This window comes from Pseudobutyrivibrio sp. (genome assembly GCF_015057185.1).
In the GTDB taxonomy this organism is placed as follows: Bacteria; Bacillota; Clostridia; order Lachnospirales; family Lachnospiraceae; genus Pseudobutyrivibrio.
Genome location: NZ_SVEV01000011.1, coordinates 21,515 through 36,778, shown reverse-complemented (window position 1 = coordinate 36,778; position 15,264 = coordinate 21,515). Strand labels below are relative to the sequence as shown.

The following is a 15,264-nucleotide window of genomic DNA, read 5'->3' as shown; positions in this document are numbered from 1 at the left end:
AACGCATGAATAATTGTTCATATGTTTAAATAAAATATAAACCTGCCAACAATATATGTCAACAGGTTTATTGTGAATTTTTTATTAACTACTATTCCTCTATTTCTTCTAGTAAGTATTGATATATAGTAGATGAGAAAAGCTCATATCCTGATTTGTTAAAATGAATTCCATCGGATGTATATAGTTCATTTTGTCCATCTGTTACAGAATATAAATCAATAAATGAAACTCCTTCTTCCTCTGCTAATGTCTTTGCAATGGCACCAATCTCATTTTCCACCACCGAAGGTTGGATGGTATATTCTGCAATATCTGAGCCATCAACTGCGAAGCAATATGGACTTCTAATCAGATATACTGTAGGAGCATTATCAAGAGCTATATAAGACTCTAAAAGCTTACGTAAGCCTGCTTCGTATTCCACCGGGTCCCAATTGCTGATTTTGCTATCATTGGTGCCTAGCATAAGAATTACGATATCTGGATTACTTTCTAGAGACTGAGCATATTCCTCAGATTCCAAATAAGGTAAATCTCCTTGTGCAGAAGCTGTAGCATTTCTCAATCCAAAATTTAAAACTTCATATGAATTTCCAAGCTTTTTCTGCAATTTTGCTGGATAGCTATTGGTCTCGCGAGTTTTTAAAACACCGCTGCCATAGGTCAAGCTGTCGCCAACGCATGCAATTCTCACTTTATTACCCTCACCTAGATAGCCAGTTTTAAAAAGTAACAGTATAACAAGCAATATCGAAACTCCGACTACCACCATTTTTCTCTTGAAAAAACTTCGCGCATATTTTTCCAAAAACATTACTAAAAGTATCCCCTTTATTAAAGGTTTTTGATTAGCTCAATAGCTCTAGCAGTATTCTCTGCTGAACCAAAAGCTGTAAGTCTGAAATAGCCTTCACCAGATGGACCAAATCCAGCTCCTGGAGTACCAACTATTTGAACTTTCTCTAATAGATAATCAAAGAAATCCCATGATGTCATCTTGTCAGGTGTTTTTAACCAAATATATGGAGCATTTACACCACCATATACTTCAAATCCTGCATCCTTAAGACCTGTGTAAATAGTCTTTGCATTGTTCATATAATATCCAACCTGCTCTTTGATCTGAGCCTGTCCTTCTGTAGAATATACAGCCTCTCCTGCACGCTGAATAATATAAGGTGCACCATTGAATTTTGTCCCGTGACGGCGAGCCCACATTCCGTGGAGCGCAACTCCATCGAATACCAAATCCTTAGGTACAACTGTATAGCCGAGACGAACGCCTGTAAATCCTGCATTCTTTGAGAATGAGTGAATCTCGATAGCACAAGTCTTTGCTCCTGCACATTCATATATAGAATGAGGAACATCAGACTCAGAAATGTATGCTTCGTAGGCTGCATCAAAAATAATTAAGCAGCCATTTTTGTTTGCATAATCAACCCAGAGCTGAAGCTGTGATTTTGTAAGTGTTGTTCCTGTTGGGTTGTTTGGAAGACAAAGATATATAACATCTGGAGTCTCCTTAGGAAATTCTGGAACAAATTTGTTCTCAGCTGTTGTTGGCATATAAATGAGGTCAGACCATTTACCTGTAGCTTCATCAAATGTACCACAACGGCCTGCCATAACATTAGAATCAACATATACTGGATAAACAGGATCACAAACAGCAATTTTAGCATCAGCTGAAAATAACTCCTGAATATCAGCAGAGTCAGACTTTGCTCCGTCGGAAACAAAAACCTCATCAGCAGAAATATTGCAGCCTCGTGACTGATAGTCATTTTTTGCAATGGCCTCACGAAGGAATGAGTATCCTAAATCTGGTGCATAACCGTGGAAAGTATTTGCATCAGCCATCTCATCAACAGCCTTATGAAGTGCTGAAATCATAGCTGGAGCAATTGGTTGAGTGACATCGCCAATACCAAGTCGAATAATATCCGCATTTGGATTAGCCTGGTTGTAAGCCGCAACCTTTTTCGCTATGGTTGAGAAAAGATAGCTGCCTGGTAGCTTTTGAAAGTTAGTGTTTACCTTGAACATTGTTGCCTCCTATGTCGCATAAAACGAAAAAACCTATCTCGATACTATTCTTTTGACAATTCTCTCATATGAAAGATTACCGCCAAATAAATCGAGACTTGAACCAACGGTGAAATCCATACCATTATCAGAAAGATAACTAATAAGCTCGATATCACCATAATCTGAAACGCCACCGGCATAAGTGATTGGCACTTTCGTGTAGCCTGCCAAAAGACCAACAAGGTCTCTGTCTATACCACTCTGTCGTCCCTCTACGTCTGCCGCATGAATCAGAAATTCATCGCAATAAAATGCGAGTTTATCTAAGAAATTATATGTAATAATTTCCTTAGAAACCTTTTGCCAACGATCAGTAACAATATAAAATTTATCATCGATTCTGGTGCAGGATAAATCAAGCACCAAATGTTCTCTACCAACTATATGGGATATTTCAGAAAGAGCATCAAAATCAACTCTTCCGTTATTGAATACATAAGAAGTTACGATTACGTGACTTGCTCCCTCTTCAATATACTCTCTTGCATTTTCAGCATTTACGCCGCCGCCGTACTGCAAGCCTCCTGGATAGGCTCTAAGAGCTAAAATAGCCTCGTTTTTAGAAGCTTCGTATTCTGGAGTGCCTATCATGTTAAGGTTAATAATGTGGCCACCTTTGAGTCCATCTTTCTGATAGAGCTTCGCGTAGTAGGCAGCACCCTTGTCTGCCACGAAATTCTCCTTTGGATGGCCATCCTTTTTCCCTAAATCAGAAATAGTCGAACCAACAATTTGTTTCACTTTTCCATTATGAATGTCAATACAAGGTCTAAACTTCATATCCCTTCCCCCAAACATCTAGTAATTTACTTTAGTAAAAACAAAAATCACTTCAAAGTATAGTCAAGGGATGCTGTATTTTCAATAATTGTTTCATAAAAAATCTTTGCTAATTTCACTAAATAATCAGTATCTTTTGCACCTGCTGTTTCATATGGAGAATGCATAGCCAATTGAGCCAATCCAATGTCCACTCCGTTAATCGAAACATGGGCATTTGAAATGTTTCCAAGAGTAGAACCACCAGCTACATCTGACCTATTTACAAAGGTCTGATATGGAACCTTTGCCTTTTTGCAAATCTCTGAGAAAATGCCAAATGCAAGTCCATCAGTCATGTACTTTTGGTTTGCATTGAATTTAATTACGATTCCCTCATTCATGTAAACCTTATTAGTCGGGTCGCTTTTCTCTGAATAATTAGGATGAAGGGCATGGGCATTATCTGCTGATACCATAAATGAATTAGCAATAGCTGCAAGGAGTCTAGAATTGTTGCCGCCAACTGCCTCATTTATCCTTGTTAAAACATCAAATAAGAATGTAGAATCAGCACCCTGCTTTGTACCGCTACCTACCTCCTCGTTATCAAAAGTAGCATGTACCTGAATTGCTGTTTTAGAATTCTTTGCAGCTAACAAGCCAACCATTGAGCTGTAAGAGCACTGCAAATCGTCAAGACGTCTGCAAGAAATAAACTCCTCATCAGCACCCCAAACCTTGCCCGGCTCACGATTGTAAAGGAACAAATCAGAGCCTACGATATCTTCCGCCTTTACCAAAAGAGACTTGGCCACAAGCTCCTTAAGGTTGAATTTCTCATCCATAGAGATAAGTGGGAGCATATCCTTTTGTGCATTGTATTTGTAACCATCGTTTGCCTCTCTATTCATGTGAATTGCAAGGGATGGAAGCATGCACAAATCTCTGTCTAAATCCACTAGGCAAACCTTAAGCTTGCTGTCTCCATTTTTAACTATAGCTCTTCCTGCAATGGAAAGAGGTCTATCAAACCATGGGGCCATCAGCATACCACCATATTTTTCAGTGTTAAGCTTAACATAATGCCCCTCTTTCATCTCAGGCATTTCCTTAATTCTAAATGTAGGGGAATCACTATGGGAGGCCATAATCATAAAGCTGGTATAGTCATTTGTAGGCATTCTAAAGGCAATAATAGAAGAGCCATTTCTTGTAACAAAATAGCTCTTTCCTGGTAAAATCTCCCACTGCTTTGATTCCTGAAGTTCTTCAAAGCCCGCTGTCAAAAAAGCCTGTCTCTGATTCTCAATAGCATGAAACTGTGAAGGACTCTTTTCGATAAAATCAAATAACCCCTTTACTGTCTTATTCATTTTTTCTTTCCTTCTTTCTTTACTGAATATCCAAAGGTACCTTGAGGGCTGGTTAATCCAAAATATGTGCCATGAGAATATGCTAATGGCTTTGAATTTTCCAGCTCAAATTTACCATTTTCATTCATGTATTTTTCGTCTGCATGAACGCACAAAACATCAGCCACAAACATTGTGTGACTGCCATATTCGTGTATTTCTCGCACTTTACACTCAATGTTGACTGGCGATTCAACAATCATCGGAACATTTACTTCATCTGCCTCCACCTTGTGCAAGCCGCATTTTTCAATTTTATTTACATCCCTACCGCTGGTCACACCACAGTAATCAGTAGCAAAGGCTATCTCCTCTGTTGTAAGGTTGATGACGAACTCGCCTGTCTCCTTAATCATTTCATAAGAATGTCTGCTAGGTCTAACAGAAATATAAGCCATAGGTGGATTGGTGCAAACTGTACCAGTCCAAGCTACAGTCAAAACATTATCCTCCCCAGCTTTACTTCTACAAGTAACAAGTACTGCTGGAAGAGGATAAATCATATTACCTGGTTTCCATTTTTGTTTGCTCATTGTATCTCCTAATTATTATGCTCCTCAGTGTTCTCAGCCATCATCTCAGCAAAGGTTCCCATATAAACGTCTCCCTTACCTATGATGTAGCCCAAATCGTCCATAAAAGCCTTTGTTTTTGGGTCGTCCTTAAAATTCATTTTCTGAATTTCTTCGTAGAATTTCTGGCCATATTTAGATTTAATAATATAACCTTCGTCCTCTTCCTCACCGAAGCTACGATTTTTCACGTATTCTCCACGGAACTTTTTATATTCTGCTGCTTTGACGCCATCATATTTCATCTGATCCGTCTCTATAAGACGAATACACTCCAGCATATCCTCAGCATCCTGCAATGCATTATGTGCTACATATCCGCCTAAGCCACAGATTGTTTTCATATCTGCAAGAGATAGGTTTGCATCTAATCCACCTGTGACGTCTAAGCTCACTTCCTTTTGAATGTTTTCAAAGGTGCTTATAAATTTGGCCACACCTCGTTTGAGAGGCTTCTCCAATTCTCTGGATTCAAAGTCTCTCTGGAAACTGTTTTTGTCACCACCCCAAACGCAAATCTTTCCAACCTGCCATTTCTTGATTCTAGAAAGAAGCTCTGTCATAACCTCCTCATAGGAAGGTGCAAATTCAAGCTCTTCGTTTGTAAGCCCTGTAAGCTCCACAATAAGAGGTGGTAATTTGTGACCTCTAGTCAGCTGTATTGTGGAATAATACCTGTCCAACTCCACATGCTCTGGAGTCGTAATAACCACACCAACAGAGATAACATCCTCTATAGAGCCCTTTTTATAGCGCATGCTAAGATACTCAGCATCTAGAAATGCCTGATTCTTTCCCTTAAACCCAGCAGGCGCAGTTTGGCTTGGTCCTTTTTTCTTTGTAGTTGTTTTAGTTTTATTGTCTTTTGTTGCCAAGTTCATCTCCATAAAAGTAATTTGTTACATTCTAACATAAAAAGTTCCCGAAAAAAATGGACGGCAGGTCCGCCGTCCATAAAAATTATCTCACATCCGTTAGTGGAGCAATTTGTTCCAGTACGTTATTCATATCCTCGAACATGAATCCCTTTTCTGTAATCTTAACTTTGATATCTTCAATATCATTTGTAACTGCATCGAAGTAACTTCGTGAGTCCTCAATATTATTGGAAATATCATTGATTGAAGAATTACAATTCTCAAATACTGCCGCCATCTGCTCGCTTTGTTCTGTAACCTCATCAGCTACAACTTTTATCTGGCCTACAATATCTTGAGTTTCAACTACTCGCTCATGAGATGCATCAATTGCTTCTTTTGTATGATCTACAGATTCAACAAGTCTATTATTGTTTTCATCCAATTCCTTCATACTATCAAAGATAGATGTAACAACACTTTGAATCTCTGTAGAAAGGTTTGTAACCTCATCTGCAACTACCGCAAAGCCTCGTCCAGCCTCTCCGGCTCTAGCAGCCTCAATAGAAGCATTAAGAGCAAGAAGATTGGTTTGCTTTGCAAATCCGCCGATTAACTCAACCTTTTCTCTGATATCATCAAAGCTCTTCTGGAAAGCATCAAAAACTTCCTCAACCTGCGCAATTGTATCAGCAACAGTTCCAGAACTGCTATCAACTCTCTCCATTCCATCATGAGAGTCATCTGCTGTTACCTTTAATTTCTGAACAATCTCATCAAAAGCTCTAGAAATTTCTTCTACATTTCTAAACTCTTCCTGGAAATTGGTAACAGATTCAGATATTGAACTGTATTTGTCCTCTACCACAGAAAATGATTCTCTGATAGTCTCAATACCTACGATTGTGTTAGCCTCTTCATCCTGAAGCTTTTCCTTTTGCTCAATGGCAAATCGACCAACCTCACGAAGCGCTTTCATTTTTTCTTTTAAGCCAGCTTTCTGCTCCTGTTTTTCAGCTAAAACATTTACCTGTTCAGCAGCAGCTTTTTTATTTCCAAAAAGTCCCATACCTTTACCTCCAAATTAAGGATTTATTCAAAGACCGCGCAAACCATTGTCTGATTTACATGTTGCTTTTTATACTGTTCTCCACCACCTACAATACCTACATGTGGTCCCAATGCTTTCATGTTACCAATGAGAGTATTTAGATATCCTTGATTCGTGAACAGCAGATGTCTATAAATACAGTTAACTGAGAATATGAATGAAATCTTATTATTCTCATCCTTTATAGCACGTCTTGTATCAGCATTAATTGCATCGTAGTCTTTTAATTCCAAAACCTGGATGGCATCATTTTCATTTATTTTTTTGTAGCAGGTTAGTGAACCATTGTTTCCAACCACGTATGGGCTAGAAATAAATATCTGATCACCAATTACACGTCCTAATGGATTTGTAAGTACATTGTCTACAATCTGGCCTCGGCTAACATCTGCATCTTGGCAATATACATCAGCTGCAGGTCTTCCATCCAAGGTAATAACTTCCTTTGTTGCCAAATTAACCTTTGTTGCTGTATGGATTTTTGCACCTTCCATTGGTCCGAAAATATTCTCAGAATATGTTCTAATTTTTCCGGATTTGTTCTTAATCAGTGCATAACAGCAAGCATCTGGGAAAAGCTCTCCGTTCATCATTACCTTTGGAGTGTAGTTCTGTGGGTAACCGAAAACGGTTCCACCTACAATTGGAATTCTTGCCTTTTCCAAAGCTACATTAAGTGAAGTAACTAAGCGTTCCTCATCATTTGTGCAAAATTCCAAGCAAATAGTGTTGTTATCTCCAGCCTGTACCTTTGAGATTTTCTCCATTAATGTAGGAATATATGCCATTGGAACAGTAGAAAGGTTGCGAACAACTCCGACTTCCACTTCTGCGTCATTGCCAAAGCCTATAAGCATTAGACGTTTATCAGAGGAATCCGTATCATAATATGAAATTGTTCCTGTACCGATTTTCGGTACGTTAGGATACTTACCCTCAAGTAATTCTGTAGCCTTTTCAAACTGATCAAAGGACGATAGCATTATAATTAACTTAGGGTCCGATAATTTTGTGCTGGCCTCTGCGAAAGCTGCAGCAACATCTGGTTTTGTAGAAGTACCTATTGTTATTTGCATAGAACAAACCCCTCCTGTTAGGTATATAATCTCATTTAAACAACTAACATTTTATCACAGGTGTCGTTTATTGTGTGATAATTCACACATTTTTAATGAATAGTACATATATATCCCAAACTTTGTGACAATTCATCGTTCAATGCAAAATATTCACTTAATATTGCGAGCTTTTTATATCAATTCTACCTCTATACTATTATATTTTTCATACCCTTCATGTAGCATATCTGTATCTAATTGACCATTTTCATAGGTAAAGCTATATAGATTATATTGACCATCCATATATTCAAAGTCCTCACCATTGTCCTGATAATGACTGCCCCATGCACAGTCTCCTGCTACTAAAAGCTTCAATTTATCGTATTTTTTCTCACCTACATACTGAACATCCTCATACATAGGAATGATGCTGCCTTCCTTTATGAAAATTGGCATTATATCAAGAGGTGCATCTACAATAATATGTTTATTTCCAGTAATTCTTTCCTTTGTCCAATAATTAATCCAGTTTCCTGCAGGTAAATATACAAGGCGCTTAGTAACACCCTGCTCTACGATTGGTGCCACTAACATATTCTCACCTACTAAGAATTCATTATTAAGATTAAACGTATTCTCGTCATCCTCATAATGAAGCACAAGTGGACGCATTACAGGAAGTCCAGTAATCTGACTTTCAAATAAAAGATCATAAATATAAGGTAAAAATCTGTAGTGGAGTTCTACGTATTTACGATAAATATCCAAAACCTTTTCGCCAAACTGCCAAGGCTCCTGCATTAATTGGCCCTTAGCACAATGATTTCTGTAGAAGGTGCAGAAGGTTGCAGCCTGCACCCAACGAACCAAAAGCTCTGGATTTGTATCTCCACCAAAGCCACCAATGTCAGTACCTGCTATTGTAAATCCACTCATTCCTAGGTTACATATTTGCGGAATAAGCATTTGCAAATGAGACCATACACTTTGATTATCTCCAGTCCATACTGCTGCATATTTTTGAGTTCCAGCATAGCAAGCTCTTGTGATTACAAGTGGTCTTTTGCCTGTTATTTCAGCCATGCCCTCATAGGTGGCCATACTCATAAAATGTCCGTACACGTTATGAGCCTCTTCGTGAGTAGTGAGCCTATCATTAATAGAAAACTGAACGTCGTTAGGTAGTGGTCCATTAAAGCTGGCTGGTTCGTTCATATCGTTCCAGATTCCTTTAACCCCCATATCCGTTAACTTTAGATGATTATTTGCCCACCATTGTCTAACCTCTTCTCTACCAAAATCCGGAAAAACGGATTTGCCTGGCCATACCGTATTTACGTAGACATTGCCATCCTTATCCTTGGCAAAATAACCATTCTTTATTCCCTGGTCATACATAAAATATCCCTTATCTTCTTTTACGCCAGGATCAATAATGCAAATAGCCTTGAACCCTTTCTCTTCCAGCTCAGAAATCAGTTCACCCTTTTTGCCATATTCCTCTTCGTTCCAAGTGAATACCCTATAACCATCCATGTAATCAATGTCATATTGAACACTTTCACAAGGAATCTGATGTTGACGCATTTTCATTGCCACATCGCGAATATCCGCTGCGCTATCATAGCCCCAACGGCACTGATGATATCCCAGTGTCCATAGCTGAGGCAAAGGAGCTCGACCTGTTAAATATGTATAGTGTTCAATTACGTCTGGTATCTTTTCACCAGAAATAAAATACATATCGAAATTGCCGCCATCTGCCCCATAGAAGAAATATTCAGATGACTCCTTGCCCATATCCATATAACTGTGGAAAGTATTGTCAAAGAAAAGACCGTAAGTGTAGCCTGGCCCTTTTCCAATCACAAATGGAATTGATTTATAAAGGGCTGGCATATTTTCATGATGTATTTGAGGAATGTCCGAGTTCCAATTCTGATAAGCATAACCTCTCTTATTTAAGAAGCCTGTTTTATCACCCATTCCATAGAATCTATCTTCAGAATTTAGTTTAAACAATTGTTGCACAACATGCTCTTTTTGCATAAATGCCATCTGATGGCCTTCTGATTCGACTAACCCTAAATCTTCTTCGCTAAGGGCCTCGTATTTCTTTCTGTCGCCATCATAGCTTGATAAAATCTCGTCACCGTATTTATCCGTAAATACGAATTTGAAATCATCGCCTAAGGTAAGAATTACTGCAGGTGTTTTAATCTGAACCTGTCCCTGCTGCTCTATTACGTCAAAATCGCAAGGAACTGCAGGCTCCCCTTCTATAGCAACAGACTCATATTCTTTCATCCAGCAAGGGACAAAGAGTCTGACTATCTCCTCTGTAATAACCTGAACAATTACTTCTTGCTGCTCATATTTAATGAGGACCTGATTATCCTCAGTTGTTGTGCCTAAAACTTTCCCAAAATACATTGTGCCCCCTCCTATTATCTCTATCTATACAAGCATTATATAAATAAAATACATAACAATCAAAAACAATATATTTGCTACAGTAAATACCACCATATACTTCTTTTTATCTGCACCGTCGATGTAGCCATATTGCTTAAAGGAAATCAAACTTGCCATGGAAGCAATTAGCGTTCCAAGTCCTCCCAGATTTGTTCCAATTATCAGTTTGTCAATTTTGTCCGTAAAGCCTGAGCATAGGATTGCAGCTGGCACATTACTAATAATCTGGCTAAGTCCTATAGAAACTGCCACTTCATTTTTAGATACCAAACTATTAATAGCACTGCTAACCTCAGGAATTCTTTTCATATTTCCAATGAAAATAAATAGAAAAATGAATGTAAATAAAAGTGAATAGTCCGGTTTACTCAAAACCTTCCTATCGAATATCAAAGTTATCGCAATTACGATAATAAGCCCCTGTGGGTAATCTATTAATCTAGCCACTACAAGAATAGAAATAAAAAACGTAAATACGTACATTAATATCTGAGCTTTATCTCTTTTTGTTCTCTCGTATGAGGTTTTCTCTTTGAGAACAACTGGCGCTGATTTGACTGCCCAAATAGTTGTGGCAGCAAGCATCACAAAAGCTACCACGCTATAAGGTAGCATGAGCTTAATAAATTTAATCAACGACATTCCTGCTAATCCATACAAATATAAATTCTGAGGATTACCAAGAGGAGTCAACATACTTCCTAAATTAGCCGCTATAGTCTCAAGTACAATAACTATTATGAACAGATCCTTTCGTCCAGAAATAGATAAGGTAACAATTGTAAATGGGACAAAAGTAAGAAGAGCCACATCATTAGTAATAAACATTGCTGAGAAAAAGCAAAGAGCTATTAATACTAAAGTAACTCCTCTGATTGAATTCATTTTTGCCACTAAAAGCTCACCAATCTGCCTAAACACATGAAGTCGTTGTAGGCCTGCCATAGTAATCATAAGAGCCAACAAAATACTTAATGTTCTAAAATCAATATAGCCAATATATTGTTTGTCTGGATGTACGAAAAAGCTGGATATCACAGCCAACACAAAGGCTACACATAAAACTATTTCATTATTGATAAATCTTTTAACTGCTTGCATTTTATTTCTCCATAAATATAAAGGAAAAAGGAGCTCCTTGGAGCTCCCAATTATCGATTATTATAATTCCCTAGACTTGTCAATGCAAACCCTCTCGGCCTCAATTACTGCATTTCTAAATCCAAGTGCCTCTAGTGTGGCAACGGCCTCGATTGTGGTGCCACCTGGTGAACAAACTGCATCCTTGAGTGCTCCTGGATGCTCACCTGTTTCAAGAACCATTTTTGCAGAGCCAAGTACTGCCTGTGCAGCAAATTTGTATGCCTGTGTTCTAGGCATTCCCTCTGCAACCGCACCGTCTGCAAGTGCCTCAATAAACATATATACATATGCTGGTGAAGAACCGCTGATTCCAACAACTGCATCCTGTAATTTTTCAGGAACAATCTCCGCCTCACCAAATGACTCGAAAAGTTTGAGCACTGTCTCAGACTCATCATCTGTTACTAATTCATTAGGGCTAAGTGCACTCATACCCTCACCAACTAAAGCAGGTGTATTTGGCATTACTCTGATAAGTTTAAGTTCCTTACCAAACATACCATTAAGCTTTTCGAGGGACTGACCTGCAGCAATGCTTACTACAACCTTGTCAGAAAAATCCATATCCTTAATACCATCAATAGCTCCAGCCAAATACTGAGGCTTTACAGCAAGGAAAATAATATTTGCAAAATCAACAACATCACGATTATCCGTGCTAGTGTTTACATTATATTTTTCAGCCACATCATCAACAACCGCTTGGAAGATATCGCTAGCCATTACATTTTCAGGCTCAACGACTCCTGCCTTTATCATGCCACCCATCATGGCAGATCCCATATTACCAGTTCCAATAAAACCAATTTTCATGTCGATTTCCTCCATTAATAAAGCCCTAAAATAACACACTTAGTGTATCATTTTAGGGCTTTTTTGTACATGTAACAAATATATAAGCTTCAAAATTTTATTGTGCTTTTAATAGAAGTTTCTCAACATATGCAATTCTCGCACATACTGTAAATACCTCAGCAGCCTGCTCAAGCTCTTCGATTGGAGGAAGAGATGGAGCGAATCGGATGATTGAATCGTTAGGGTCCATGTGATATGGGAATGGTGCACCAGCTGGTGTAAGCTTAACGCCTGCTTCTGCAGCCAAATCCACAATACGTGTAGCAGTTCCCTTTGGAGCCTCAAATGTGATGAAGTAACCACCCTTTGGAGAAATCCAGCTACCGCAACCTGGTTCTGTCAAATCTCTTTCCATTGTTTTGATAACAAGCTCAAACTTAGGACGAAGGATTTTAGCATGCTTTTCCATATGCTTTGAAACAGATTCAACATCTGCAAAGTATCTAGCATGACGAAGCATGTTGATTTTATCAAATCCGATTGTCTGAACTGTAAGTGTCTTTTTAAGTTCCTCACGATTGTTATGATTGCAAGCAATAGCAGCGATACCGCCACCTGCAAATGTAATTTTTGATGTAGATGCAAACTCAAATACAAGGTTTGGATTGTCAGCTTCCTCACACTCGTGAAGGATATTTAAAATCTTGCTCTTTTCTTTGTATAAGTGATGTACCGCATATGCGTTATCCCAAAATACTCTGAAATCCTTTGCAGCCGGCTTGAGATTGGCAATTCTGCGAACAACCTCATCCGAATATACAATACCCTGAGGGTTAGAGTATTTAGGCACGCACCACATACCCTTGATACTGTCATCTGCTGCAACAAGTCCCTCAACTACATCCATATCTGGACCATCCTCATTCATAGGGATGTTTATCATATCAAATCCAAAGTGCTGTGTAATAGCGAAATGTCTGTCATAGCCTGGTACTGGGCACAGCCACTTAACACGGTCTAATTTGCACCATGGTGTGCAACCGTCGAATCCAAACATGTATCCTCGTGAAACTGCATCAAACATAAGGTTGAGTGATGAGTTGCCTCCTACGATAACCTGTTCTGGCTGGCAATCCATAATCTCTGCCATAAGATGCTGAGCCTCTACAATACCCTCGAGCTGACCATAATTTCTAGTCTCAACTCCGTTCATACATTTCATGAGTGATTTACCATCAAGAATATCAAACAAAGGCATAGAAAGATTGAGCTGCTCTACTGATGGCTTTCCACGGCTCATATCAAGCTTGAGCCCTTTTGCCTGCCAATTTTTATACTGGGCAGTGAGCAACTCCTTCTCTGCTGCTAATTCTTCTGGTGACATTTCGCTGTACTTTTTCATTGTTGGTCCTTCCTTAATAAAAATATATTGACGCAAATTATTTTGATGCGTCTTTATCATTTCTTACCTTATCAAGGTAATCATTGATAACTCTCTCATAACCGAGATTGCCTGGCTGGTAAAAATCACCAACTTCTAATCCCTCAGGCAAATATCTCTGATGTGAAAAATGATTAGGAAAATCATGGGCATATTCATATCCAATTCCATGACCCAATTTCCCAGCGGATTTGTAGTGAGCGTCCTGAAGGTGAGTAGGTATTGGTCGCGTGGTATTATTTCTCACCTCAGCCATTGCCAAATCTATGGCTCCGTAGGCCGCGTTTGACTTTGGCGCACAGGCAACGTATGTAGCCGCATGGGATAAAATAATCCTAGACTCAGGCATGCCAATTCGCTCTACTGCAAGAAAAGCTGATGTAGCAACAACAAGTGCCTGTGGGTCTGCATTTCCAACATCCTCTGAGGCACAAATACAAATACGTCTAGCAATGAATTTTGGATCCTCACCGGCGTATAACATCCTAGCCAGATAGTAAACTGCTGCATCTGGGTCCGAGCCTCTCATACTTTTAATGAATGCTGAGATGGTGTCATAATGATTATCGCCATCTTTGTCGTATTTGATTACACGACGCTGAATACACTCACTTGCAACATCTATTGTAATATGAATTTTGCCATCCTCTGAACGGTCAGTAGTAAGAACACCTAGCTCTATAGCAGTAAGCGCTGAGCGAGCATCTCCATTTGCAATATCTGCTAAAAAGTCAAGGGCATCATCATCAATCACTGCGTCAAAGCTACCAAGTCCCTTAGTCTCATCAGTCAAAGCTCTGTTGATCAGTGTTTTGATGTCGCTGGCCTCAAGTGGCTTTAGTTCGAAGATAATTGAACGAGAAAGCAAAGCCCCGTTCACCTCAAAATAAGGATTCTCAGTGGTAGCACCAATAAGAATGATAGTGCCATCCTCAACAAATGGAAGCAGGTAATCCTGTTGACCTTTATTAAATCTATGAATCTCATCTATAAAAAGGATAGTTTTTTTGCCATAGGCTCCAAGAGTCTGCTTCGCAGCCTCAACCACTGCCTCCATATCCTTTTTACCGGAAGTAGTGGCATTTATAGATGTAAATTCTGCTGATGTAGTATGGGCAATTACCTGAGCAAGAGTAGTTTTGCCAGTGCCAGGTGGCCCGTAAAATATTATAGAAGAAAGCTTGTCAGCCTTTATGGCTCTATAAAGAAGCTTGTCCTTGCCTATGATATGCTGCTGTCCTACAACCTCATCAAGTGTGGTAGGACGAAGCCTTGCAGCAAGAGGTGACTCCTTTTTCTTAGCTTCCTGTCTCATGTAATCAAATAGATCCATGTAAAACCTTCCTTGTCTTGATACTCTAATACGCATCCATGATAGCACATCTGTTCTGTATAGGATAGAGTTTCCATAACAAAAATAGTATCAAGAGGTCACTTTACTTTACTAAAGTAATCGCTCTTGATACTATACTATAATTTTTTCAGTATTACAATAAAAAATTTTCGTAGGGCGGACATTTGTCCGTCAGTGAGCATAATTC

At 38.9% G+C, this 15,264-nt stretch carries 13 protein-coding genes; all 13 read right to left on the bottom strand.

Annotated elements, in window-relative coordinates; all coding sequences use genetic code 11:
- Positions 1-91: 91 nt before the first annotated feature.
- Positions 92-697 carry a GDSL-type esterase/lipase family protein gene (locus E7276_RS05865; RefSeq protein WP_294214919.1) on the bottom strand — a complete coding sequence of 202 codons (606 nt, stop codon included), beginning with the start codon at positions 695-697 and terminating at the stop codon, positions 92-94.
- A 140-nt stretch (positions 698-837) separates the two neighbouring features.
- Positions 838-2,052 carry an LL-diaminopimelate aminotransferase gene (locus E7276_RS05860; protein ID WP_294214916.1) on the bottom strand — a complete coding sequence of 405 codons (1,215 nt, stop codon included), beginning with the start codon at positions 2,050-2,052 and terminating at the stop codon, positions 838-840.
- Between the two features lie 33 nt (positions 2,053-2,085).
- Positions 2,086-2,874, bottom strand: a complete 789-nt coding sequence (gene hisA / locus E7276_RS05855) for a phosphoribosylformimino-5-aminoimidazole carboxamide ribotide isomerase (RefSeq protein ID WP_294214913.1) — start codon at positions 2,872-2,874, stop codon at positions 2,086-2,088.
- Between the two features lie 47 nt (positions 2,875-2,921).
- Positions 2,922-4,229 (bottom strand): M18 family aminopeptidase, encoded by a 1,308-nt coding sequence (locus E7276_RS05850; RefSeq protein WP_294214910.1) that lies wholly within the window; start codon positions 4,227-4,229, stop codon positions 2,922-2,924.
- Positions 4,226-4,801 (bottom strand): flavin reductase family protein, encoded by a 576-nt coding sequence (locus E7276_RS05845; RefSeq protein WP_294214907.1) that lies wholly within the window; start codon positions 4,799-4,801, stop codon positions 4,226-4,228. Before E7276_RS05845 ends, E7276_RS05850 begins: the two co-directional genes overlap by 4 nt.
- An 8-nt stretch (positions 4,802-4,809) precedes the next feature.
- Complete coding sequence (locus E7276_RS05840) at positions 4,810-5,715, bottom strand: exonuclease domain-containing protein (RefSeq protein WP_294214904.1); 906 nt, start codon at positions 5,713-5,715, stop codon at positions 4,810-4,812.
- A gap of 85 nt (positions 5,716-5,800) precedes the next feature.
- A complete protein-coding gene (locus E7276_RS05835) occupies positions 5,801-6,766 on the bottom strand; it encodes a methyl-accepting chemotaxis protein (RefSeq protein WP_294214902.1) in 966 nt (321 codons plus the stop codon).
- Between the two features lie 23 nt (positions 6,767-6,789).
- Positions 6,790-7,884: an FIST C-terminal domain-containing protein gene (locus E7276_RS05830; protein WP_294214899.1), complete on the bottom strand. Its 1,095-nt coding sequence runs from the start codon at positions 7,882-7,884 to the stop codon at positions 6,790-6,792.
- A gap of 174 nt (positions 7,885-8,058) precedes the next feature.
- Positions 8,059-10,302, bottom strand: a complete 2,244-nt coding sequence (locus E7276_RS05825; protein ID WP_294214898.1) for a glycoside hydrolase family 31 protein — start codon at positions 10,300-10,302, stop codon at positions 8,059-8,061.
- 24 nt (positions 10,303-10,326) lie between these two features.
- The gene (locus E7276_RS05820) at positions 10,327-11,445 is read right to left on the bottom strand and encodes an SLC13 family permease (protein ID WP_294214894.1); all 1,119 of its coding nucleotides are present in this window, start codon (positions 11,443-11,445) and stop codon (positions 10,327-10,329) included.
- Between the two features lie 60 nt (positions 11,446-11,505).
- Complete coding sequence (gene proC, locus E7276_RS05815; RefSeq protein WP_330598941.1) at positions 11,506-12,300, bottom strand: pyrroline-5-carboxylate reductase; 795 nt, start codon at positions 12,298-12,300, stop codon at positions 11,506-11,508.
- A 97-nt stretch (positions 12,301-12,397) separates the two neighbouring features.
- Positions 12,398-13,684 carry an aminotransferase class I/II-fold pyridoxal phosphate-dependent enzyme gene (locus E7276_RS05810; protein WP_294214892.1) on the bottom strand — a complete coding sequence of 429 codons (1,287 nt, stop codon included), beginning with the start codon at positions 13,682-13,684 and terminating at the stop codon, positions 12,398-12,400.
- Between the two features lie 37 nt (positions 13,685-13,721).
- Positions 13,722-15,056, bottom strand: a complete 1,335-nt coding sequence (locus E7276_RS05805) for a replication-associated recombination protein A (RefSeq protein WP_294214890.1) — start codon at positions 15,054-15,056, stop codon at positions 13,722-13,724.
- Positions 15,057-15,264 lie beyond the last annotated feature (208 nt).

What these genes read in the sequence shown, in the direction of transcription:
- E7276_RS05830 (WP_294214899.1), bottom strand. Translation starts at nt 7,884, where the DNA reads ATGCAAATAACAATAGGTACTTCTACAAAACCAGATGTTGCTGCAGCT.
- E7276_RS05810 (WP_294214892.1), bottom strand. Translation starts at nt 13,684, where the DNA reads ATGAAAAAGTACAGCGAAATGTCACCAGAAGAATTAGCAGCAGAGAAG.
- E7276_RS05860 (WP_294214916.1), bottom strand. Translation starts at nt 2,052, where the DNA reads ATGTTCAAGGTAAACACTAACTTTCAAAAGCTACCAGGCAGCTATCTT.
- proC (WP_330598941.1), bottom strand. Translation starts at nt 12,300, where the DNA reads ATGAAAATTGGTTTTATTGGAACTGGTAATATGGGATCTGCCATGATG.
- E7276_RS05805 (WP_294214890.1), bottom strand. Translation starts at nt 15,056, where the DNA reads ATGGATCTATTTGATTACATGAGACAGGAAGCTAAGAAAAAGGAGTCA.
- E7276_RS05850 (WP_294214910.1), bottom strand. Translation starts at nt 4,229, where the DNA reads ATGAATAAGACAGTAAAGGGGTTATTTGATTTTATCGAAAAGAGTCCT.
- E7276_RS05825 (WP_294214898.1), bottom strand. Translation starts at nt 10,302, where the DNA reads ATGTATTTTGGGAAAGTTTTAGGCACAACAACTGAGGATAATCAGGTC.
- E7276_RS05820 (WP_294214894.1), bottom strand. Translation starts at nt 11,445, where the DNA reads ATGCAAGCAGTTAAAAGATTTATCAATAATGAAATAGTTTTATGTGTA.
- E7276_RS05845 (WP_294214907.1), bottom strand. Translation starts at nt 4,801, where the DNA reads ATGAGCAAACAAAAATGGAAACCAGGTAATATGATTTATCCTCTTCCA.
- E7276_RS05835 (WP_294214902.1), bottom strand. Translation starts at nt 6,766, where the DNA reads ATGGGACTTTTTGGAAATAAAAAAGCTGCTGCTGAACAGGTAAATGTT.
- hisA (WP_294214913.1), bottom strand. Translation starts at nt 2,874, where the DNA reads ATGAAGTTTAGACCTTGTATTGACATTCATAATGGAAAAGTGAAACAA.